We start from the raw sequence: 22,489 nt of genomic DNA on the forward strand, positions 1-22,489 counted from the left end.
CATCAGAGTAGTCATAAATTAAGAGCCTAATGCGTCTTCAAGAAACGCAGAAAGCTGTTCAAGATGTTTCACCATCAACCCAGAGGCCGGTGATGCGCTAGCAGAACGTCCTGCATAACGTGCCCGTGAATATTGCGCACTAATATGCGTCAAAACCCATTCTAAATAAGGCTCAATAAATGACCAAGCCCCCATATTCTTTGGTTCCTCTTGGCACCAAACAACTTCTGCCTGCAAAAAGCGAGACAACACATCCACTAAAGCTTTTGCAGGAAAAGGATACAGCTGTTCAATACGAAGCAAATAAACATCATTAACACCCCTTTTTTCACGTTCTTCATAAAGATCGTAATAAACTTTTCCCGTACAAAGAACAATACGACGAATTTTATCGTCTTTTTGCAATTTAATGACAGAATCTTTGAATCGTTCTGCATCATCAAGCAACAAACGATGAAAATTTGTTCCTGGTTCCATCTCACTGAGGAAAGAAACAGCTCTCTTATGACGCAAAAGTGATTTCGGTGTCATTAAAATTAATGGTTTACGGAAATCACGTTTGATCTGCCGACGCAAAATATGAAAATAATTTGCAGGCGTTGTACAATTAGCAACCTGCATATTATCCTCTGCACAGAGTTGAAGAAAACGTTCCAAACGTGCTGAAGAATGTTCTGGTCCTTGCCCCTCAAAACCATGAGGCAACAAGCAGACAAGACCAGACATACGAAGCCATTTACGCTCTGCAGAAGAAATAAATTGATCAAAAATGACCTGTGCACCATTAGAAAAATCACCAAATTGCGCTTCCCAAAGTGTTAATCCCCGTGGTTCAGCAAGAGAATATCCATATTCAAAACCAAGAACCGCTTCTTCAGAAAGCATAGAATTGACAACCTCATAAAAGGCCTGTCCCTTTTGTAAATTATTTAACGGGATATAACGGGCTTCATTTTCCTGGTCATAAAGAACTGAATGGCGTTGTGAAAAAGTTCCCCGTTCAACATCCTCACCGGAAAGACGAACAGGTGCCCCTTCTAAGCAAAGCGAACCAAAAGCTAGAGCTTCAGCAGTTGCCCAATCAACATCTGCACCGGTTTCAAAAATTTTAGCACGGTTGCTTAAAAAACGCTGTATCGTTTTATGAACATGAAAATCTGCTGGAATCTCGACAAGTTTTTTACCAATTTCCTTTAAAGTTTTTAATTCAACACCTGTCACACCACACTGTTGCTCATCAGTACTCGTAGAAGCTTTAAGACCAGTCCAGCTTCCATCAAGCCAATCAGCCTTATTAGGCTTATAAGAAGTGCTTACTTCAAGTTCAGCTTCAAGTTTATCACGCCAAAGCTTTTTTTGTTGTTCAATTTCTTTAGCAGTAACTACCCCCTCCGCTACCAACTGGTTGCCATAAATCTGAAGGGTTGTTTTGTGATTACGGATCGCTTTATACATAAGTGGTTGTGTGAATGAAGGTTCATCACCTTCATTATGCCCATAACGACGATAACAAAACATATCAATCACCACCGGCTTATGAAAAATTTGACGAAATTCTGTCGCCACTTTTGCAACAAAAACCACAGCCTCAGGATCATCACCATTCACATGAAAAATAGGCGCATCGATCATTTTTGCTACATCTGATGGATAAGGTGAAGAGCGTGAAAAACGCGGATCCGTTGTAAAACCAATCTGATTATTGATAATCACATGAACAGAGCCAGCAACATTGTAACCCTTAAGACCTGAAAGGCCAAAAGTTTCCTGAATAACACCTTGCCCTGCAAAAGCAGCATCACCATGAATAAGCAATGGCAAGACCTTTGAACGCTCATTCAATGGGAGTGCATCAATGTGCACACGATCTACAAGCTGGTCTTGTTTAGCACGTGCCTTACCAATTACCACTGGATCAACAATTTCAAGATGAGATGGATTGGCCACAAGCGATAAATGAACTTTTTTACCATCAAATTCAAGATCAGCTGAAGTTCCCAAGTGATATTTGACATCACCCGATCCCTCTACATCATCAGGCTTATAAGACCCTCCTTTGAATTCGTGAAAAATAGCCCGATGTGGTTTTGCAAGAACTTGTGAAAGAACATTTAAACGACCACGATGCGCCATTCCTAAAATAACTTCCTGCACTCCCAAAGCACTACCGCATTTAATAATCTGTTCAAGGGCAGGAATCAACGCTTCACCACCATCAAGTCCAAAACGCTTTGTCCCTTTATATTTTATATCTAAAAACTGTTCGAATCCTTCGGCCTCAATAAGCTTTTTAAGAATAGCTTTCTTACCATCCTGTGTGAAAGCAATCTGCTTATCTGGTCCTTCAATACGTTCTTGAAGCCAAGCTTTCTGAACAGGATCAGAAATATGCATATATTCCACACCTATCGTTGAACAATAGGTACGATTGAGGATCTCAAGCATTTGCGGAATAGTTGCGTACTCCAACCCTAAAACATGATCAATAAAAATGGGTCTCTCATAATCAGCAGAAGTAAAACCGTAAGCTTCTGGAGAAAGCTCTTTGTAATCCTCAAGTTTTTCTGCTAATTGTAAAGGATCTAGTCGTGCATGAAGATGACCACGTGCACGAAAAGCACGAATCATCATAAGAGCATGGACAGAATCGCGGGTTGCACGAATAATATCTTGCTCGCTACAGATTGTCCCCTTTTGCGCAGCATCTTTTACTGCCTTTTCCTTTAATCGATCACCAACATGCTTTTCAAGAACAGACCAATCACCATCGAGAGCAGAAACCAGCTCACTATTTTCCTTTAAAGGCCAATGATCGCGCTGCCATGTTGCTCCCTCGGCATTTCTAAGAACATCTTCTTTTTTATCATGAAGGTTTTCAAAAAAAGTACGCCACTGTGAATCTACACTGGTAGGGTCTTTTTCATATTCGGCATAAAGTTGATCTATATAATCCGCATTTCCACCATATAGAAACGACGTTTGTGCAAAAAGACTATTTATCTCGTCCTGCCTTGCCATATACCTCTCCGGAACATCTATTCCGTCTCCTTATATCTCTTTTCGACCTTTAAATATTTGCAAAACAAACGAAAGCCAGAAAATTCAAAAAACCTTCGCCTTTTCATATATAATCCCCCACCTGGATAAGAATACATTCTCATTCAAATGAAATTTTCTTTCATCCCTTCAAAACCGACATCAAGGTCTTCCCTATCTGTGATGGTGAAGGAGAAACTCGAATCCCAGCGTTTTCCATTGCAGCAATTTTATCTTCTGCTCCACCTTTTCCACCAGAGATAACAGCACCGGCATGCCCCATTGTACGTCCTGGAGGAGCTGTGCGACCAGCAATAAAACCAACCACCGGTTTTTTACGACCTTTTCTCGCCTCATCTTGAAGAAATTGCGCCGCTTCTTCTTCAGCACAACCACCAATTTCACCAATCATAACGATAGACTCGGTCTCATCATCAGCCAAAAACATTTCCAACACATCAATAAATTCAGTACCCTTAACAGGATCACCGCCTATACCAATAGCTGTTGTCTGCCCAAGACCTTCATGACTTGTCTGAAAGACTGCTTCATACGTTAAAGTTCCCGACCGTGAGACAACCCCGACAGAGCCCTTTCTAAAAATAGAACCAGGCATAATACCGATTTTACATTCATTTGGTGTCAGAATACCAGGACAATTAGGACCAATGAGACGCGATTGTGAATTTTCTAATCTCGCCTTTACTTTCACCATATCCATAACAGGAATGCCTTCAGTAATACAGATAATTAAACGAATCTCTGCATCAATAGCTTCTATAATAGCTGCCGCAGCCCCCGCAGGTGGAACATAAATAACCGAAGCATCCGCACCTGTCTTTTCTTTCGCCTCAGCAACACTAGCAAAAATAGGAAGAGTTTCACCTTTTGAACCCTCCCATGTTTCACCACCTTTTTTAGGATTAACGCCCCCAACCATTTGCGTACCATGATAAGCAAGCGCTTGCTCTGTATGAAATGTTCCTGTTTTTCCTGTAAGCCCTTGAACCAGAACTTTTGTATCCTTATTCACAAGAATTGACATCGTTTAAGCTCCTTTTACGGCTGCTACAATTTTTTGAGCAGCATCATCTAAATCATCAGCGGAAATAACATTCAAACCACTATCACTGATAATTACTTTACCCTGCTCAACATTCGTACCTTCAAGACGAACAACCAAAGGAACCTTCAAACCAACTTCACGAACAGCAGCAACTACTCCCTCAGCAATGACATCGCAACGCATGATACCACCAAAAATATTGACCAAAATGCCTTTAACATTCGGATCAGCAGTGATAATTTTAAAAGCAGCAGTTACCTTCTCTTTTGAAGCTCCACCACCCACATCAAGGAAATTTGCTGGCTCAGCTCCATAAAGCTTGATAATATCCATTGTTGCCATAGCAAGACCTGCACCATTAACCATGCAACCAATTGTGCCATCAAGGGCAACATAAGCGAGGTCATACTTTGATGCTTCAATTTCTTTTGGATCTTCTTCTGAAATATCACGTAGTTCTAAAATGTCTGGATGACGGAACAGAGCATTATTATCAAAAGAAACTTTCGCATCGAGAACACGTAAACGACCATCCTTCATTACAATAAGCGGATTAATTTCAAGAAGGCTCATATCTTTTTCACAAAACACTTTATAGAAAATTGGAAAAAGCTTTTCACCATCTTCCCGTGCACTATCGTGCAATTCCAATGCATCACAAAGCTTTGTACAATCAGCAGAGGTAACACCTTGTGTAGCATCAATGGGTAGAGTTAATATTTTTTCTGGCGTCTCTTCAGCAACGGTCTCAATATCCATTCCTCCTTCCGTTGAAACAACGAAAGCAACCCGACCAACTTTACGATCAACCAACAATGAAAGATAAAGTTCACGCTCGATATCAGCACCATCTTCAATATAAAGACGATTGACTTGTTTACCTGCTGGACCAGTTTGTTTGGTTACTAAAGTTTTACCAAGCATTTCTTGGACATTTGCAACAACTTCTTCAACAGATTTTGCAAGTCGAACACCACCTTTTGCATCAGGAGTAAGTTCTTTAAACTTCCCTTTACCACGACCACCAGCGTGTATCTGACTTTTAACTACATAGAGTGGTCCGGGCAATTTTTTTGCCCACTTTTCAGCTTGCTCTACAGAATAAATAGCAACACCGTTTGCAACTGGTGCTCCATATTCATGAAGCAGACGTTTGGCCTGATATTCATGGATATTCATGCATTTGTCCTTTTCTTTTACAGATAATTTTATTATTAATCCTCAAATCCTAATGTTCCAAATACTCTATTTTAATGAACAGAACCTTGCTCAATTTATTTAAGTCCAGGCACAAGTGCGATACAAGCTTCACAAAGCTTTTTAACCGCATTTACTGAATGCTCAAAGGCATCTTTTTCCTCTTTATCAAGATCAATTTCAATGATCCGTTCAACACCGCCCGCACCAAGTACAACAGGAACACCAACATAGGTATCATTAACCCCATACTCCCCTGAAAGATAAGCCGCAACAGGAACAACACGCTTAGTATCTTTCAAATAGGCCTCAGCCATAGAAACAGCAGAAGCGGCTGGTGCGTAAAAAGCAGAACCTGTTTTCAACAAACTAATAATCTCTGCACCACCATCACGGGTACGCTGGATAATTTGGTCAATTCTTTCCTGTGTTGTCCAGCCCATCTTTACAAGGTCAGGCAAAGAAATACCACCAACCGTTGAATACCGCACCAAAGGCACCATTGAATCACCATGACCTCCTAAAACAAATGCCGTTACATCTTTAACAGAGACCTTAAATTCCTCAGACAAGAAACGACGAAACCGTGCCGAATCAAGAATACCGGCCATACCAACTACTTTATGTGTAGGAAGACCTGAAAATTTCTGCAATGCCCACACCATTGCATCAAGGGGGTTGGTAATACAAATAACAAACGCGGAAGGCGCGTATTTTTTAATCCCAACACCAACTTGTTCCATTACTTTTAAATTAATGCCCAAAAGGTCATCACGGCTCATACCAGGTTTGCGTGCAACACCTGCTGTTACAATAACAACATCAGCACCTTCAATTGCCTCGTAAACATTAGCACCTTTTAAACTGATATCAAAACCATCAACGGGCGAAGATTCAGCAATATCAAGAGCTTTACCTTGTGGCATCCCCTCCGCAATATCAAACAAAACAACATCACCAAGCTCTTTAAGCCCAATAATATGTGCTAAAGTGCCACCGATCATACCCGAACCAATAAGAGCTATTTTTTTTCTTGCCATTTTATTTTTTCCTAAAATTAGAGAACTCAATATATACTTATCAACACCGGTATATTAAATATTTTCTTTTACTTTAGCCATATTTTTAACAATACCTTCAAAAGAAGAAAAAGGTGAAACTCATCAAACTTTTTACTTCATAGAAGACACAATCCTCCATAGAAACATACTGTTAGAAACCACTATAATGTACCGATAAAGTGAATTTTTAAAAAATACAATAGAATTATTACACTTCTTTTAAATTCAAAGAGTTATTATCCTTACAGTTTACGTAAAAGTAAAATTATAATCATCTCTTTTCTTTCAAAAGAAAATGTTCTGCCCACGCTTTTAAATAATCCTGACTCTGCATCTCGAAAAGACGCGATTGTGTTCTCTGAAATTCAAATGTTTCTGTAGTCTGCGCATGTCCTTTATACAAATCTTTAAGTTTCACCGCTGCCGACATAAATAGTCTTATATGGCGTTCATAGAGAACATCAATAAGTAGAATAAACCGTTTCGTTTCATTTCGGCATGTATCATCCATCACTGGCACATTATCGATAAAAATCGTATGATAATGCTCCCCTAATGCTAAATATTCAGCCGCTGCCAAAGGTTTTGCACATAAATCCTTATAATCAAAACGTGCACAACCTGCTCCGGTGCGTGGAACATGAACAAAGCGCTTTCTTATAGGAAGTTCATCAGATGTTTCCTTCTGTCCTTGTAACACTAGTGTCCACGCTTTATCCATGCATTCATTTGCTTGCTCCCCTAATGGCGTTATATACACATGTTGTAGATTTGATTTTTCAAGACGATAATCTGTTCTTGCATCAAGATTTATAACACGAACATGTGCTTTCAAAACTTGAATAAAAGGCAAAAAGAGCTCTCGGTTTAAACCGTTATAATAAAGGTTATCAGGAACAACATTTGAAGTTGCAACAAAGAAAACCCCTTTATAAAATAAAGCAGAAACAAGGCGACCAAGCACCATAGCATCAGCAATATCTGTTACAGTAAATTCATCAAAACAAATCACTTGGGCTTCTCGTGCAAGATCTTCAGCAACAGCTAAAATAGGATTATCTTGTTGTCCAGCTTTTGCGTGTATTGATTCTTGTCGATAAATATTAATGCGCTCATGCACATCAGCCATGAAATCATTAAAATGGGCACGCTTTTTACGCTGTTGCGGCAAACAAGAAAAGAACAAATCCATAAGCATAGTTTTGCCTCTTCCTACTTCACCATAGATATACAGCCCTTGGAAGAGAACATCTCCACCACCTTGTCTTGAAAAATGAGAAAAAGTTCGTTTTTTTCTCTTAAAAAAATGCCAAAATGCCAAGGGACGAGAACTACTTTGCTGCACAATTTCTTGTAATAAATGATCAAAATGCTCCGCTAAAGCCAATTGATCCAAATCAAAACTAATTTCCCCTTTATACACTAGCTCCTTATAGCGCGCTGAAACCAAAAACATCCAAACAACCTTTTTCAATCCGTTTTCAATGAAAATATAAGCTCCCTTCACAGACTCGTGCGTATATCTTTCATTTTTTCATAAATGGTCAAAAACGATCTAACGGCTTAAAACAACTGGATGATCATCAAGTGTGCGTCCTTCAAAACGATCAACATTGGAAGAATAAAGGGTAGCGATAACACGTCCTGAATTATTATAAAAATATAATCTTTTTCCTTTAACAAACCATGAACTTACCTGAGAAACAATTCCTGGACAGTGTAAAGGGCCAGCACGGTATCCTTGACCAAATTTCGTTTGTGGCGTTGCAATTCGGCAAACTTTACCACCCATAGAAAGATTCCACACCCCAGCAATACTAGCCGGAAACAAATCAGTGGCATTGCTTGGTAATTCGAGACTAGCCATCCGTCCATCACTCTGGGAATCTCCTTTCTCATACATTGAAGAATCCTCTGCTTCAGATGCTAACGAATGAGAGAAAGATGGATCAGACATCACTTGTGTTGGCATCTGTTGAAGTGGATAAAAAACTTCTAATGTGTTACCATTATCGTTACTATCAAACCGCGATGTTGAACATCCCCCTAAAAGCGTTACCGTTGATATTGCAACGAAAAATGAAATTCTTGAAAACGACATATCTACACTCTTTCCCACGACAATAAATAAACTCACTCAATGAATGAATATTTGTTATATGTTACAAAGATAAATTAACAAATTAAAAAAACAGGGTAAAAAATTTTTATTTTAAACGATAAATATTCCGCTACCAGTTTTATATTTATTAAACACTAGAAATTTATAATATTTTCAGCCATATATCTTTTGTGAGTAATCACTAAAAATAGAGAAATTTCATGAAAACGCCATTCAGCAAAATGAACGGTCTTGGAAATCAAATTATTGTTGCTGATCTGCGCGACAGCAAAGATGCTTTCACACCACAAGCAATCCTCACCTTAGCAGCAGATCATGAAGCCTATTTTGATCAAATTATGGCCATTCATCCTCCAACCCAAAAAAAATCTGATTTTCGCCTTGAAATATGGAATGCTGACGGTTCAATGGCTAAAGCTTGCGGCAACGGTACCCGTTGTGTCATAGCATGGCTCACAGATCATAATTTGGGTGAGATTTTTCGGCTAGAAACGCCTGCTGGAATCATTGAAGGCAAACGCCAAACCAACAACCTCATTTCTGTTGATATCGGATGTCCAAATTTCAATGCAAAAGAGATGCCTGTTTCACGTGAAATAATTGACACCAATCACGTAGAAATTACTGCTGGTCCCTTAAAAGATGCATGCCTTGTATCTGTCGGCAATCTCCACGCTATTTTTTTATTGAAAGTGATATTCAACATATTCCATTAGAAAAATATGGACCAAAACTTGAATATGATCCCCTTTTTCCAGAACGGTGCAATATTTCTATTGCACATGTCACGTCAAAGAAAAGTCTAAATTTACGCACATGGGAACGAGGAGCTGGATTAACACAAGCATGTGGCAGTGCTGCTTGTGCAAGTACAGTAGCTGCATATCGACGTGGACTTACAAAACGTCATATCGATGTGAATTTACCAGGGGGAAAACTTAATATCTTTTATAGAGAAGACAATCATATTATCATGACGGGTCCAATCAAATATGAATTCAGTGGTTTTTTAAATCCTTTAACAGGGAGCTATAAAAAGGATAACTGTTGATGGCAATAGAAATTGTAACTTTTGGTTGTCGATTAAACCGCTATGAATCGGAAATTATACGCAAAGAGAGTGCCTCTTCGGAGTTAGATAAACTCAAAGACGGTGCTATTATTTTTAATACCTGTGCCGTCACAGCCGAAGCTGTGCGGCAAGCAAAACAAGCTATTCGCAAAGCGAGACGTGAAAATCCTCATGCCCGTATTATTGTCACAGGCTGTGCTGCTCAAACAGAAGCACAAAATTTTGCCTCAATGACAGAGGTCGATCTTATTTTAGGTAACGAAGATAAACTCCACGCGCATTCTTATCACCAACTTCCTGATTTTGGTATCAACCATTCCGAAAAGTTGCGTATCAATAACATCATGGAAGTGCAAAAAATTGCTCCCCATATGGTGAGTGCAATGGAAGAACGCACACGTGCCTTTATACAGGTGCAAAATGGATGTGATCACCGCTGTACCTTTTGTATTATCCCTTATGGACGTGGACCATCACGTTCAGTTCCTATGGGTGCTGTCATTGAACAAATTAAACAGCTTATAGATAATGGTATTCAAGAGGTAGTTCTCACAGGTGTTGATCTTACAAGTTATGGCCACGATCTCCCTGGAAAAGCCACCCTAGGAAAATTAACTTCAACAATTTTGCATCATGTTCCTGACTTGCCTCGTTTACGTCTGTCATCAATTGATTCTATTGAAGCAGACGAAGAACTGATAAATCTTTTAGCTTATGAAACAAGGGTCATGCCGCATTTACATTTATCCTTACAAGCCGGTGATAATATGATTTTAAAAAGAATGAAACGCCGTCATTTACGTGAACATGCAATTCAATTTTGCCAAGATTTGCGTGCCAAACGTCCTACAATGGTTTATGGTGCAGATTTAATTGCTGGTTTTCCTACTGAAACAGAAGAAATGTTTCAAAACAGTCTTGCTTTAATCAGTGAGTGTAATTTAACACACCTTCATGTCTTTCCTTTTAGCCCAAGAGAAGGAACACCTGCTGCGCGTATGCCACAAATCAACCGCAAAATAATTAAGATGCGTGCAGAACAGTTGCGCAAAGCAGGTGAGGAGGCTTACCAAAAACATCTTGTTCGCTTACAAAACAGCAAGCAAACAATTCTCGTTGAAAAAGATGAAATTGGACGAACAGAAGATTATACTCTTGCACAAATAAAAGGTGCAAAAGCTGGAACAATTGTTCAAGCCCTTATTGTTGACCATGATGGTGATAAATTGATTGCTGTCCTTCCAAAATTAAACGCCGCTTGAACAGGAAAGCCCTCATGACAAAATCTTTTATCAAAAAAATATTTTCTTTTAAAAAATCTGAAGACCAAGAAATAGAACAATTTTCCACTTCTAAAGCCGATATCATAAAAGACAGTGAAAGTAGCCAACCACCCTCTATCGACAGAGAAAAGGTTGAACAAACAGAAAGTCAAAATACAACATCTGCCACATGTGACGAGAAAAATCCCTCTTTTGAAGACGATACTGCAAAAATCCCCCTTTCTGGAAAAATTATTGTCGCGGATATAATTTGTGAAAAGAAAAACGAAGATCTTTCACCTATATCCTCTGTTGAACAGAAAAAAACAGCATGGTTTGGGCGTCTAAGAAAAGGTTTAGCTCTTTCTTCACAACGCTTAAGTGAATCGATAAGTGATCTATTCGTTAAAGGAAAGCTTGATGAAAATACACTGCAAGAACTAGAAGATATCCTTATTCAAGCTGATCTTGGTGTAGAAACAGCGACACGTATTACTAATAATCTCGCTTCTAGCCGTTATGAAAAGAATCTTTCTCCAGATAACATTCACGCCATTATGGCAGATGAAATAAAAAAAGTACTAGAACCTGTGGCAATTCCACTAGAACTTGATCTTAATCATAAACCTCATGTTATTTTATTGGTTGGTGTAAATGGTACTGGAAAAACGACAACGATTGGAAAACTCGCAGCAAAACTCACCGCAGGAGGATTAAAAGTTATGCTAGCTGCTGGTGATACATTTCGCGCTGCAGCTATTGAACAATTACATATTTGGGGTGAGCGCACAAACTCTCCTGTTGTTTCAACAAAACTAGGAGCAGATGCTGCTAGTTTAGCATTTGATGCTTACAAAAAAGCTAAAAAAGCCAATAGTGACATTTTAATTATAGATACCGCTGGACGTCTACAAAATAAAACGGAATTGATGGATGAATTGGCAAAAATTATCCGTGTTTTAGGAAAACACACTCCCCATGCACCCCATACAATTCTTCAAACGCTGGATGCCACTACCGGACAAAATGCACTTAATCAAGTGGATATTTTCCGTAATATTGCCGGTGTTAATGGTTTAATCATGACAAAGCTCGATGGTAGTGCACGAGGAGGAGTGCTTGTTGCCATCGCAGCAAAATATAAATTACCCGTCTATTTTATCGGTATAGGAGAGAATATTGAGGATCTTCAACCTTTTTCTGCTTCTGATTTTGCCGAAACAATCGCAGGAAGATACGCATGAAAAAAACTTCATTAAAAAACAATTTACACAATAATTCTAATACAAAAAAAATAATAAAACAACAGCTCTTTCACCAACACTTAAATTTCTCTTAGAAATGGGGCCATTAGTCGTCTTTTTCCTTGCCAATTATAAAGGTGAATGGCTGATAAAAAATATTGAATTTTTTAAAAATTTTCATAAACCTATTTTTCCTGCAACAGCTATTTTCATGGTAGCAATCATCATTGCATTAAGTTTATCATGGATTCTTGCACGAAAAATTCCTATAATGCCTCTCATTTCGGGAATATTTGTTCTCATCTTTGGTTTTTTAACGCTTTGGCTTCACAATGATACTTTCATTAAAATGAAACCAACAATTATTAATAGTTTATTTGCTCTCATCCTCTTTGGTGGAATGTTTTTTAAAAAACCACTTTTGCGTTATGCTTTGGACTCTACTTTAAAACTCGATGATTTAGGATGGCAAAAACTGACCTATCGTTGGGCATTCTTTTTTGTTTTTCTTGCTCTTTTAAATGAAATCATTTGGCGCAATTTTAGCGATAATTTTTGGACAAGTTTTAAAGTATTTGGTGTTATGCCCCTAACAGTTCTCTTTATGCTTACCCAAATGCCTCTTATACTAAAGCATTCACACGGGCTTTTAAAAGAAAAGGATAACTCTAATTCTTAAATCCAACACAATTTATAATACATGCTATTGTATAAATTTCATTACTGTACACTGTACAGGAGAAAAGGTATGTTGATTGAACAGTTCATTTGTCGAAAAGATAATTTTGGTGTGCTCATTCATGATCAAAAAACTGGCACAACAGCAGCAATTGATGCACCTGAAAGCAAAGCTATTCAGCATGCCTTAAAACGTCGTAACTGGACACTTCAAACTATTTTTATCACGCATCATCATCACGACCATGTAGAAGCGCTGGAAGAATTAAAGAAACTATACAAAGCTATAGTTATTGGACCAGAAGCAGAAAAAGAAAAAATTTATCACCTTGATAAAACACTTAAACCTGATGAAAAAATTTTTTTTGGCTCCCATACACTTTTAGCTCTTTCAACTCCTGGTCACACCTTGGGGGCATTATCCTATTATTTTCCTGAAAAAAAATTACTCTTTGCTGGAGATACACTTTTTTCACTTGGCTGTGGACGTCTGTTTGAAGGAACAGCAGCACAAATGCTGAATTCTTTAAAAAAACTTCGTCAACTTCCTGATGAAACACTTCTTTATTGTGGACATGAATACACAAAAAATAATGCTCTTTTCGCATTGACACTTGATCCACATAATCAAAAACTTAAACAAAGAGTAGAAGAAGTTTTTTCATTACGCTCGCAAAATGCCATGACTCTTCCTGTAACTTTAGAGCAAGAAAAAGCAACAAACCCCTTTCTCCGTTGGGATGATCACACAATCAGAAAAAATCTTGCAATGGAAAAAGCCACAAATGAAGAAGTTTTTGCTGAAATTCGGAAAAGAAAGGATATTTTTTAATCACGTTTAGATTTATATTATGTTTTCTCTTCCTTTTTTTCTTTGCTTTATATACTCAAGAAACAGAGAAAAAATAGGTAATTATTCTTCTCTATCACCCTTCATTGCAAATTATCCCTTAACAGAAGATTTTCTTTTTAAATTTGAAGAAATTTCAAAAGAATGTAAAAATTTATTTCCAAAGTTAAAAGAAACCAATAATAAAAACGATTCCATTACTCATGATGATAACGTTGAAGAATATATCGTTTATATTTCTCGTAAACCGAAACTTGTAAATATTTTAAAAGAAAATAATATCATACCCAGAGACTTTGTTATTGGTCTTTTAATATTTCAAACAACATTAAATGTACTTACAAACGAAGAAATTTCTCCACATGAGTAAAGCATTGTACCTTCAAGCAATATTGAATTTGCTAAAGAATATATGTACAGAATAATTAAAATTTTAAGAGAAGGTTGCTAAAAAACTCTTTTTATTTTGAACGATTGATTAATTTTGCAAACGCCGACAAATATCATCTAATTGTTCTAATGAAGAGTAATGTATTTTTAAATCGCCACCTTTTTTACCATGCCGAATGATAACTTTCATTCCTATAACATCTGCAAGCAATTTTTCTAAAGATTTCGTTTCTGCATCTTTTTCTAAAGAAGTTCGTTTTTTGACTTTCGGATTAGCCTGTTCATATGCAAGCATTTCTGTTTGGCGTACCGAGAGACCATCACGAATAATTTTTTCGGCTAAATCCAGTGGATTATCAACGGTTATAAGGCAACGTGCATGACCAGCAGAGAGTTGTCCATCGGTTAAAAATTGTTGTACTTTTGACGGTAACTTTAATAAACGAAGAGTATTTGCAACATGACTTCGACTTTTTCCAATGATTTGAGCTAAATCTACTTGCGTATAACCATGTTCATTCAGTAAAAGTTCATACCCCATTGCTTCTTCAATAGGATTAAGATCAGCACGCTGAACATTTTCAATAATTGCCAATTCTAAAGCCGTTTTGTCATCTACATCACGAACAATTACCGGCAATTTACTTAAATTAGCACGCTGTGCAGCACGCCATCTCCGTTCACCAGCAATTAATTCAAATCGCTGAGGATGATCACGTAAAGGTCTTACAATAACAGGTTGAACAACACCGTGCTGACGAATTGATTGTGCTAAATTATCAAGTTCCGATTCAGTAAAATGGCGCCGTGGATTATGTGGATTACAAGAAATAGATTCAAGTGAAACAAACCGCTCAGAAAATGTAGAAACTGAACCAAACTCTGCTAACTTTTCAGTACTTGATGAACGTGTAAGACCATTGTTTAAACTGATATCGCCAATCAATGCTGCTAATCCACGTCCCAGTCTTTTTTTTGATTGATCATCATTCATAATTTCACTCTTTGAGTTTTATTTACAAAAATCATTTTTAATATCTAAGCAGCTGCATGTGCTTGTTTTTCACGTTGTATTACCTCTGATGCTAGACGTAAATAAGCCTGACTCCCTGCACATTTGAGATCATAAAGCAATACTGGTTTACCAAAAGAAGGTGCTTCTGATACTCGCACATTTCGTGGAATAACGGTACGATAAACTTTATCTCCCATAAAAGAACGTACATCTTCAACAACTTGATTTGAAAGATTATTCCGTCCATCATACATGGTGAGAACAATACCTTGAATTTCTAGAGATGGATTAAGTACGGATCGTACTTGCTTTACTGTTTCAAGCAATTGGCTTAACCCTTCAAGTGCTAAAAATTCACATTGCATAGGCACCAAAACAGAATCTGCAGCTCCCATAGAATTTAGTGTAAGAAGATTAAGAGATGGAGGACAATCAATAAGAATATAACTGAATTTTTTTTCCATTTTAGGATCATCATAAAGCGCCTTACGTAACCGTTGAATACGATCTTTTGATGAAGAAATTTCCATTTCTACACCCAACAAATCAAGTGTAGAAGGGACAATATAGAGATTTGGTACCGCTGTTTTTAAAGCAGCTTTTGTTACTGAAACCCCCGAAACCAAAACATCATAAGAAGACAAAGGACGGCTATTACGATCTATTCCCAATCCTGTACTTGCATTTCCTTGTGGATCAACATCCATAATAAGAACATTTTCTCCAATAGCTGCTAAAGCTGTAGCAAGATTAATTGCTGTGGTTGTTTTTCCTACCCCACCTTTTTGGTTTGCAATAGCGATAATTCGTGTTTCGCTCATTTTGCTTTACCCTCTACATGACCGGATCGAAGATGAGAAATTTCTAAAATAACAGAATTTTCATCAATTCTGCTTTTATGTTTTAGCAGATCAAACTGCCAATTGGCAGAGGCATTTTTTATTTCTGTAGAGTAATCCCGGCCTTTTTGCAAAAGAGCGATTGTTTTTTGTGTAAATAAAGGAAAAATAAGCCTTAAAAGATTATCAAGTGAAGCTAATCCTCGTGCTGTTATAATTTCTGGTTTTGCTATTTTTTTGTATACATCCTCAATTCTGTGGTGATAAACTGTCGCTGGAAGATCAAGTTCAGCAATGACTGTTCGTAAAAAAGCGACTTTTTTTCCGTTGCTTTCAACAAGATCAATATGTCCTCTTTTTTTTCTTTCATAAAGATAGCAATAACAATTGCAGGAAATCCACCACCTGAACCAAGATCACACCAATGCGAAAAATCACTATATAAAGGATAAATTTGTACTGAATCTAAAATATGGCGTGTCCATAAAAGAGGTATTGTTGCAACAGATATTAAATTAATATATTTATTCCATTGTATTATTAAAGCTTCAAATTGTATTAAATACTCCATCGTTTCACGTGAAACAGAAGGAACAATATTTAAGAGTTCTTGATATTTTTGCTCTGTAGAAAGATTCATTAAGCTATTTTAGCCTTTTCACGTCGTTGACGTTGAATATATGTAATAATAAGCGATAATGCTGCAGGTGTCATACCATCAATTTTTTGTGCATCAGCAATAGAACGTGGTGAATTTTCCTGAATTTTTATTTTCAGTTCATTTGAAAGACCAGAAATTGACCGAATATCAATAGAAGAGGGAATCTCTAAACGCTCATCTCGCTGAAGAGAAGCAATATCTTGTGCTTGTTTTTCTAAATAAACTGCATATTGTGCTTCAATTTCTAAAGATTCAACAGTTTTAGAATCAATTAATTGCAATTGTGGCCAAAAGTCTGAAAGGCGCTTTATAGTCATATGAGGATAAGCAAGAAGATCATAAGCTGAACGCCTAATTCCATCACGGTTTATTTGCAAACCATAAGCAGAAGCTTCATTAGGTGTTAAAAAAAGCCCTTTACATATTGATCGTGCACGATCAATATGTTGTTGTTTTTTCTGATAACAATCCCAACGATTTTGACTTACAATACCCCATTGTTGCGCCAAAGGTGTTAAACGAGAATCAGCATTATCAGACCGCAAAGAGAGACGAAATTCAGCACGTGATGTAAACATTCGATAAGGTTCACAAACTCCACGTGAAATTAAATCATCTATCATAACACCAATATAGGCTGTAGAACGACTTATAATAATTTCATCTAATCCAGAAACTTTCCGTGCAGCATTTAATCCAGCTAAAAATCCTTGTGCTGCAGCTTCCTCATATCCTGTTGTACCATTAATTTGCCCTGCTAAAAATAATCCTGGTAAAGAACGCAATTCCAAAGTTTTTGTCAATTGTTTTGGATTAACAAAGTCATATTCAATAGCATAACCAGGCTGTAAAACCTTAACATTTTCTAGTCCTTCAATTGTTTTCAATAAAGAAATTTGAACATTTTCAGGAAGAGAAGTAGAAAGACCATTTGGGTAAATCGTATCATCATTTAAACCTTCTGGTTCTAGAAAAATTTGATGTCCATCACGTTCTCCGAATTTAATAATTTTATCTTCAACTGAAGGACAATAACGTGGTCCTAATCCTTCAATATTTCCAGAATATAAAGCAGACAGATGTATATTTTCACGAATAATTTTATGTGTCTGCACATTCGTACGTGTGATTGCACATTCAATTTGTGGCTGTTCAATTTTTTCTGTTAAGAGAGAAAAAGGAACTGGATCTTCATCAGCTTTTTGTTTTGGAAGATACTCCCAACGAATCGTTTTTTTACTGAGACGAGCTGGAGTTCCTGTTTTTAACCTTCCAAAATTTATATTATAATTTTTTAAACGTTCTGCAAGCTTAACACTCGACTGTTCTCCCATCCGTCCAGCAGACCATCTCTTATCGCCAATATGAATAATCCCATTTAAAAATGTCCCTGTAGTTAAAACAACAGCACCAGAAAAAAGCTTTCCCTGTTTTTTTAAAATAACACCTGAAACGTAATTATCTTTAATAATCAGATCAATAACTTCATCTTCAAGTAGAACGAGATTATCTTGTTCTTGTAAAAAACTCTGTATTGCTTCTTTATAGAGTTGCCTATCAGCTTGTGTACGTGGCCCTCTTACTGCCGGTCCTTTGCGTCGATTAAGTAGTCTAAACTGAATTCCAGCAGCATCTGCTGCTCTCCCCATAAGACCATCCAAAGCATCTATTTCACGAACTAAATGTCCTTTTCCAAGCCCACCAATAGCAGGATTACAAGACATTGTTCCTATTGCTGATATTTTATGCGTAATAAGTGCGGTCTGTGCTCCAACTCGTGCTGAAGCTGAGGCAGCTTCACAGCCTGCATGTCCACCACCAACAATAATAACATCATATAATTGCATCAGAATTTATTCCATATAAAATCTACTCTCAAGTTTCACGTGAAACAGAATGTATAAAATTACATAATCTTTTAAAACTGTCTATAAAATAATCAATGTTTCACGTGAATCATCATTTACCAATACAAAATTCTGAAAAAATAACATCAAGCAAATCTTCAACATCTATATCTCCAGTAATTTTTCCAAGAAAATCACTGGCACGGCGAAGATGTTCTGCACGTAAACTTAAATCAAGAGTATGATAGTTTATGGAAAATTCTATTTCTTTAACAGCTTCTTTTAATAACTGAAGTTGCCTTTTACGCGCTGGAACAAGATTTCCAATTTCAGCGGCACGACGTAAACAAAATGATTCAATTTCTTTAATAAAATAATCAAAATTCAAACCAGTTATTGTAGAAAATTGTATAGACCAGTTATTTTCATTTTTTTCATAAAGGTCAAGTTTATTACCAACACGCCATATTTCAGCCGATGTCTTTGGTAATTCAATCTCCTTTGGATTTATCATATCATAAACTAAAATAACTAAATCAGCATCTCTAATATGCTTCCTTGCAACTTCTATTCCTAATTGCTCGATTTTGTTTTCTGTTTCCCTAAAACCAGCAGTATCTGTCAAAAAAATTGGTATACCACCAAGAACAAGCCTTATTTCTAAAGCATCACGCGTTGTTCCTGCCTCATCTGTCACAATAGCAACAGGTTTTCCAGCCAAACGATTCATGATGCTTGATTTTCCAGAATTTGGAGCACCAGCAATAACAATTTGTAATCCATCACGTAAAATACTCGCACGTTCTCCTTCATCAATATGTTTTTGAAGAGAAGTACGAAGATTTTCTACATCTTTCCAAATTTTATCAGATACCGAATTTGGAACATCAGTTTCATCAGCAAAATCAAGTTCTACTTCAATAAAAGCACGTGCTTTCATAAGTTTGCTGCGCCAATCACGATAAAGTGCTGTTAAACGCCCACTTGTCCCCATAATAGCCAAACGCCGCTGACTTTCCGTTTCTGCTTCTATTAAATCAGCAAGACCTTCTGCTTGAACAAGATCTAACTTCCCTTCCATAAAAGCACGACGCGAAAATTCACCCGCTTCTGCCATACGACATCCAGCAAATGTAGATAATTCATCAAGAAAACGATTTACAACCGCTTTTCCCCCATGCAAATGGAATTCTGCACAATCTTCCCCTGTAAAACTATGAGGAGCCGGGAAAAAAACAGTTAAAGCAGAATCTAGAAAGCTACCATCACGAGCTGTAAGATTTCCATAATGCATAAATCGTGCCTTGGGCAAAAAACCACAAAGTGTTTTAACTATATTTATAACATGGGGACCAGAAAGCCGAATGACTGCGACCCCTGAAGGCAACAATCCACTCGAAACAGCAAAGATTGTATCCACAGGATGTATCCCAATCAAAAAAAACCAATATTTCTACGTATTCATTGAATCAAAAAATTCACTATTGTTTTTTGTTTGTTTTAATTTATCAATCAAAAACTCAATTGCATCTGTTACGTTCATAGGCGCCAAAATACGACGAAGTACAAAAATTTTATGTAAATCTTGCCGTGCTACTAAAAGTTCTTCTTTACGTGTTCCTGACTTCAATATATCCATAGCTGGGAAAATTCGCTTATCAGCAACTTTACGATCAAGAACAATTTCCGAATTACCAGTACCTTTAAATTCTTCAAAAATAACCTCATCCATACGACTACCAGTATCAATCAAAGCCGTTGCAATAATGGTTAAAGATCCACCTTCTTCAATGTTACGTGCTGCGCCAAAAAAACGTTTTGGACGCTGCAACGCATTTGCATCTACCCCACCTGTTAAAACCTTACCTGATGAAGGAACAACTGTATTATAGGCACGCCCTAGACGTGTAATAGAATCAAGAAGAATAACAACATCACGTCCATGTTCAACAAGACGTTTTGCTTTTTCAATAACCATTTCAGCTACTTGTACATGACGCATTGCTGGTTCATCAAAAGTAGAAGAAACAACTTCTCCTTTTACAGAACGTTGCATATCAGTAACTTCTTCTGGACGTTCATCAATTAAAAGAACAATAAGATAACATTCAGGATGATTAGTGGTAATAGAATGAGCAATATTTTGAAGTAAAACTGTTTTTCCCGTCCGAGGAGGTGCTACAATAAGCCCTCGTTGACCTTTTCCCAATGGAGATATCAAATCAATCACCCGCGATGACATATCTTTCTCTGTAGGATCTTGTATTTCCATTTGAAAACGTTCATTAGAATAAAGAGGAGTGAGATTATCAAAATGAATTTTATAGCGGATTTTTTCAGGATCTTCAAAATTAATAGTATTAATTTTAAGAAGAGCAAAATAGCGCTCTCCTTCTTTCGGGCTCCGTATAGGACCTTCAACAGTATCACCTGTTTTTAAAGAAAAAGATTGAATTTGTGCAGGTGAAAGGTAAATATCATCAGGTCCTGGAAGATAATTAGCATCAGCAGATCGTAAAAAACCAAATCCATCTTGCAAAACTTCAACAACTCCTTCTCCGATAATTTCTACATCTTGCGAAGCAAGCTTTTTTAAAATAGCAAACATCAATTCTTGTTTGCGCATCAAAGAAGCATTTTCAACTTCTAATGTTTCAGCAAAAGAAACAAGTTCAACGGGATTTTTACTTTTAAGTTCTTGTAGTTTCATTTCTTGCATGAAATATGCTCTTTAAATAAGTGGAGATTGTCCCTGATAATCTACGGAAAATTTAGAGAATATAATACTCTTATAAGAAAAAAGAGCATTGTACACTCAATTTTTAAAATCTGCAAGCTATTTGTATAAAAATAATTTATTAAATAAAAGAAATATATAAGAAAATCGATTATAGAAATTTTAATTAAGTTACATAAAATACCATTATAAATTAAGATAATATAAACATATTTAAAAGAGACTATACTGGATATGGATACATTCTATATCACTAATAAATTAATATTCAAAATACTTTTATTTTTCCAGATAACCTTATATTAAAAATTTTTGAAAAAGGGGATTATTCTTATTAAAGCCTGTGTTTAACGTAAATTATTAGTTATACTCTATTTATCCTCAATTTTATCCACAAATGAAAAATAAAAAAAGAAAAGTATAACATTATCTTAAAGCTGCTATTACCACACTTTTTTTATAAGAGGAGATCAGCTATCACAACTGTTCAGTTTGTGCATAATAATGGAAAATTTTCCTCAAATTTTCTTTTTGTAATAAGCGATGCTTATATATGCACATTTGTTAACAAGGAGTTAAAATTTTTGTGACAAGAGATAAAAAAAACTTTCATTTGCACATGCTTTCTGATGCTACAGGAGAAACATTAATCTCTGTTGGAAGAGCTGTTGCATCACAATACACGATGAATCAAGTAACAGAACATATCTATCCAATGATTCGTAATGAGACACAATTACAAAGAGCTCTTGATGAAATACAACAAGAACCTGGTATTGTTCTTTACACAATCATTGATCAAAAAATTAAACTTCTTCTTAAGAAGAAATGTGAAAAAATGAAAGTTCCCTGTATTGACATATTACATCCTGTTTTGGATGCTTTTCAGTCTTATCTTGGAATACCAACAAATTTACGTGCCAGTGCACAACATGATCTCAATGCAGACTATTTTCGTCGTATTGAAGCGCTGGATTTTACAATAGAACATGATGATGGACAATCTCCCAGTGATCTATCTAATGCAGATGTAATTCTTGTAGGAATCTCAAGAACATCTAAAACACCTACCAGTATTTATTTAGCAAATCGTGGAGTTAAGACAGCTAATGTTCCTCTTGTTCCGGGAATTGATTTACCAGAAGCTCTTTTAGAAGTAAAAAATTCTTTAATCATAGGTTTAATTGCTTCTGCCGAAAGAATCTCACATATTCGCCAAAATCGCGATTTGGGAGATAATTTTGCCATTGAGAGTTATACAAATCGTATCAATATTGCTGAAGAATTAACTTATGCAAAGCGCATTTGTGAACGTTTTGGTTGGCCTATTATTGACGTGACAAGGCGCTCTATTGAAGAGACCGCTGCTGCTATATTTGAGCTTTTAACGCGATTTCGTGAAGGAAAATGAA

The 22,489-nt window shown here is 36.7% G+C and carries 16 protein-coding genes and 3 pseudogenes; 7 read left to right on the forward strand and 12 right to left on the reverse strand.

Annotated elements, in window-relative coordinates:
- Window positions 1-18 precede the first annotated feature (18 nt).
- The 6 genes from QWU_RS02405 to QWU_RS02435 all read right to left on the reverse strand — a co-directional run bounded on the left by QWU_RS02405 (window position 19) and on the right by QWU_RS02435 (window position 8,461).
- Window positions 19-3,018, reverse strand: coding sequence for a 2-oxoglutarate dehydrogenase E1 component (locus QWU_RS02405; protein WP_006589945.1), 3,000 nt, complete (start codon window positions 3,016-3,018; stop codon window positions 19-21).
- 160 nt (window positions 3,019-3,178) lie between these two features.
- Window positions 3,179-4,081 carry a succinate--CoA ligase subunit alpha gene (gene sucD, locus QWU_RS02410; protein WP_006589946.1) on the reverse strand — a complete coding sequence of 301 codons (903 nt, stop codon included), beginning with the start codon at window positions 4,079-4,081 and terminating at the stop codon, window positions 3,179-3,181.
- 3 nt (window positions 4,082-4,084) lie between these two features.
- Complete coding sequence (gene sucC, locus QWU_RS02415; RefSeq protein ID WP_006589947.1) at window positions 4,085-5,281, reverse strand: ADP-forming succinate--CoA ligase subunit beta; 1,197 nt, start codon at window positions 5,279-5,281, stop codon at window positions 4,085-4,087.
- Window positions 5,282-5,376: 95 nt separating this feature from the next.
- Entirely contained in the window at window positions 5,377-6,339 is a 963-nt protein-coding gene (gene mdh, locus QWU_RS02425; RefSeq protein ID WP_017196123.1) for a malate dehydrogenase, read from the reverse strand.
- Between the two features lie 292 nt (window positions 6,340-6,631).
- Window positions 6,632-7,816, reverse strand: a complete 1,185-nt coding sequence (gene zapE, locus QWU_RS02430; protein WP_026017272.1) for a cell division protein ZapE — start codon at window positions 7,814-7,816, stop codon at window positions 6,632-6,634.
- Between the two features lie 99 nt (window positions 7,817-7,915).
- On the reverse strand, window positions 7,916-8,461 hold the full coding sequence (locus QWU_RS02435; protein WP_006589950.1) for an AprI/Inh family metalloprotease inhibitor: 546 nt from the start codon (window positions 8,459-8,461) through the stop codon (window positions 7,916-7,918).
- A 221-nt stretch (window positions 8,462-8,682) separates the two neighbouring features.
- Between QWU_RS02435 and dapF the strand changes: the two are divergent.
- The 6 genes and pseudogenes from dapF to QWU_RS02465 all read left to right on the forward strand — a co-directional run bounded on the left by dapF (window position 8,683) and on the right by QWU_RS02465 (window position 13,958).
- Window positions 8,683-9,533, forward strand: a pseudogene (gene dapF, locus QWU_RS08935) (diaminopimelate epimerase).
- Window positions 9,533-10,816, forward strand: a complete 1,284-nt coding sequence (mtaB, locus tag QWU_RS02445; RefSeq protein WP_006589952.1) for a tRNA (N(6)-L-threonylcarbamoyladenosine(37)-C(2))-methylthiotransferase MtaB — start codon at window positions 9,533-9,535, stop codon at window positions 10,814-10,816. Before dapF ends, mtaB begins: the two are co-directional and overlap by 1 nt.
- 14 nt (window positions 10,817-10,830) lie before the next feature.
- Window positions 10,831-12,060, forward strand: a complete 1,230-nt coding sequence (ftsY, locus tag QWU_RS08940) for a signal recognition particle-docking protein FtsY (protein WP_017196125.1) — start codon at window positions 10,831-10,833, stop codon at window positions 12,058-12,060.
- Window positions 12,057-12,739, forward strand: a pseudogene (locus QWU_RS08945) (septation protein A). Before ftsY ends, QWU_RS08945 begins: the two are co-directional and overlap by 4 nt.
- Window positions 12,740-12,808: 69 nt before the next feature.
- Window positions 12,809-13,570 carry a hydroxyacylglutathione hydrolase gene (gene gloB, locus QWU_RS02460; protein ID WP_006589955.1) on the forward strand — a complete coding sequence of 254 codons (762 nt, stop codon included), beginning with the start codon at window positions 12,809-12,811 and terminating at the stop codon, window positions 13,568-13,570.
- Between the two features lie 19 nt (window positions 13,571-13,589).
- Complete coding sequence (locus QWU_RS02465) at window positions 13,590-13,958, forward strand: hypothetical protein (protein ID WP_006589956.1); 369 nt, start codon at window positions 13,590-13,592, stop codon at window positions 13,956-13,958.
- Window positions 13,959-14,066: 108 nt separating this feature from the next.
- Here the strand turns inward: QWU_RS02465 and QWU_RS02470 are convergent, their stop codons facing one another.
- The 6 genes and pseudogenes from QWU_RS02470 to rho form a co-directional block, all read right to left on the reverse strand.
- A complete protein-coding gene (locus QWU_RS02470) occupies window positions 14,067-14,972 on the reverse strand; it encodes a ParB/RepB/Spo0J family partition protein (protein WP_006589957.1) in 906 nt (301 codons plus the stop codon).
- A gap of 44 nt (window positions 14,973-15,016) precedes the next feature.
- A complete protein-coding gene (locus QWU_RS02475) occupies window positions 15,017-15,814 on the reverse strand; it encodes a ParA family protein (RefSeq protein WP_006589958.1) in 798 nt (265 codons plus the stop codon).
- Window positions 15,811-16,403: pseudogene (gene rsmG, locus QWU_RS10550) on the reverse strand (16S rRNA (guanine(527)-N(7))-methyltransferase RsmG). Before rsmG ends, QWU_RS02475 begins: the two are co-directional and overlap by 4 nt.
- Before the next feature lie 68 nt (window positions 16,404-16,471).
- The gene (gene mnmG / locus QWU_RS02485) at window positions 16,472-18,340 is read right to left on the reverse strand and encodes a tRNA uridine-5-carboxymethylaminomethyl(34) synthesis enzyme MnmG (RefSeq protein ID WP_006589960.1); all 1,869 of its coding nucleotides are present in this window, start codon (window positions 18,338-18,340) and stop codon (window positions 16,472-16,474) included.
- A gap of 112 nt (window positions 18,341-18,452) precedes the next feature.
- A complete protein-coding gene (mnmE, locus tag QWU_RS02490; protein ID WP_006589961.1) occupies window positions 18,453-19,760 on the reverse strand; it encodes a tRNA uridine-5-carboxymethylaminomethyl(34) synthesis GTPase MnmE in 1,308 nt (435 codons plus the stop codon).
- A gap of 33 nt (window positions 19,761-19,793) precedes the next feature.
- A complete protein-coding gene (gene rho, locus QWU_RS02495) occupies window positions 19,794-21,059 on the reverse strand; it encodes a transcription termination factor Rho (protein WP_017196127.1) in 1,266 nt (421 codons plus the stop codon).
- 604 nt (window positions 21,060-21,663) lie between these two features.
- On the opposite strand from rho, the gene QWU_RS02500 reads away from it, so the two are divergent.
- Entirely contained in the window at window positions 21,664-22,488 is an 825-nt protein-coding gene (locus QWU_RS02500) for a pyruvate, water dikinase regulatory protein (RefSeq protein ID WP_006589962.1), read from the forward strand.
- The last annotated feature ends 1 nt before the right edge of the window (window position 22,489 follow it).

Source organism: Bartonella birtlesii IBS 325, from assembly GCF_000273375.1.
In the GTDB taxonomy this organism is placed as follows: Bacteria; Pseudomonadota; Alphaproteobacteria; order Rhizobiales; family Rhizobiaceae; genus Bartonella; species Bartonella birtlesii.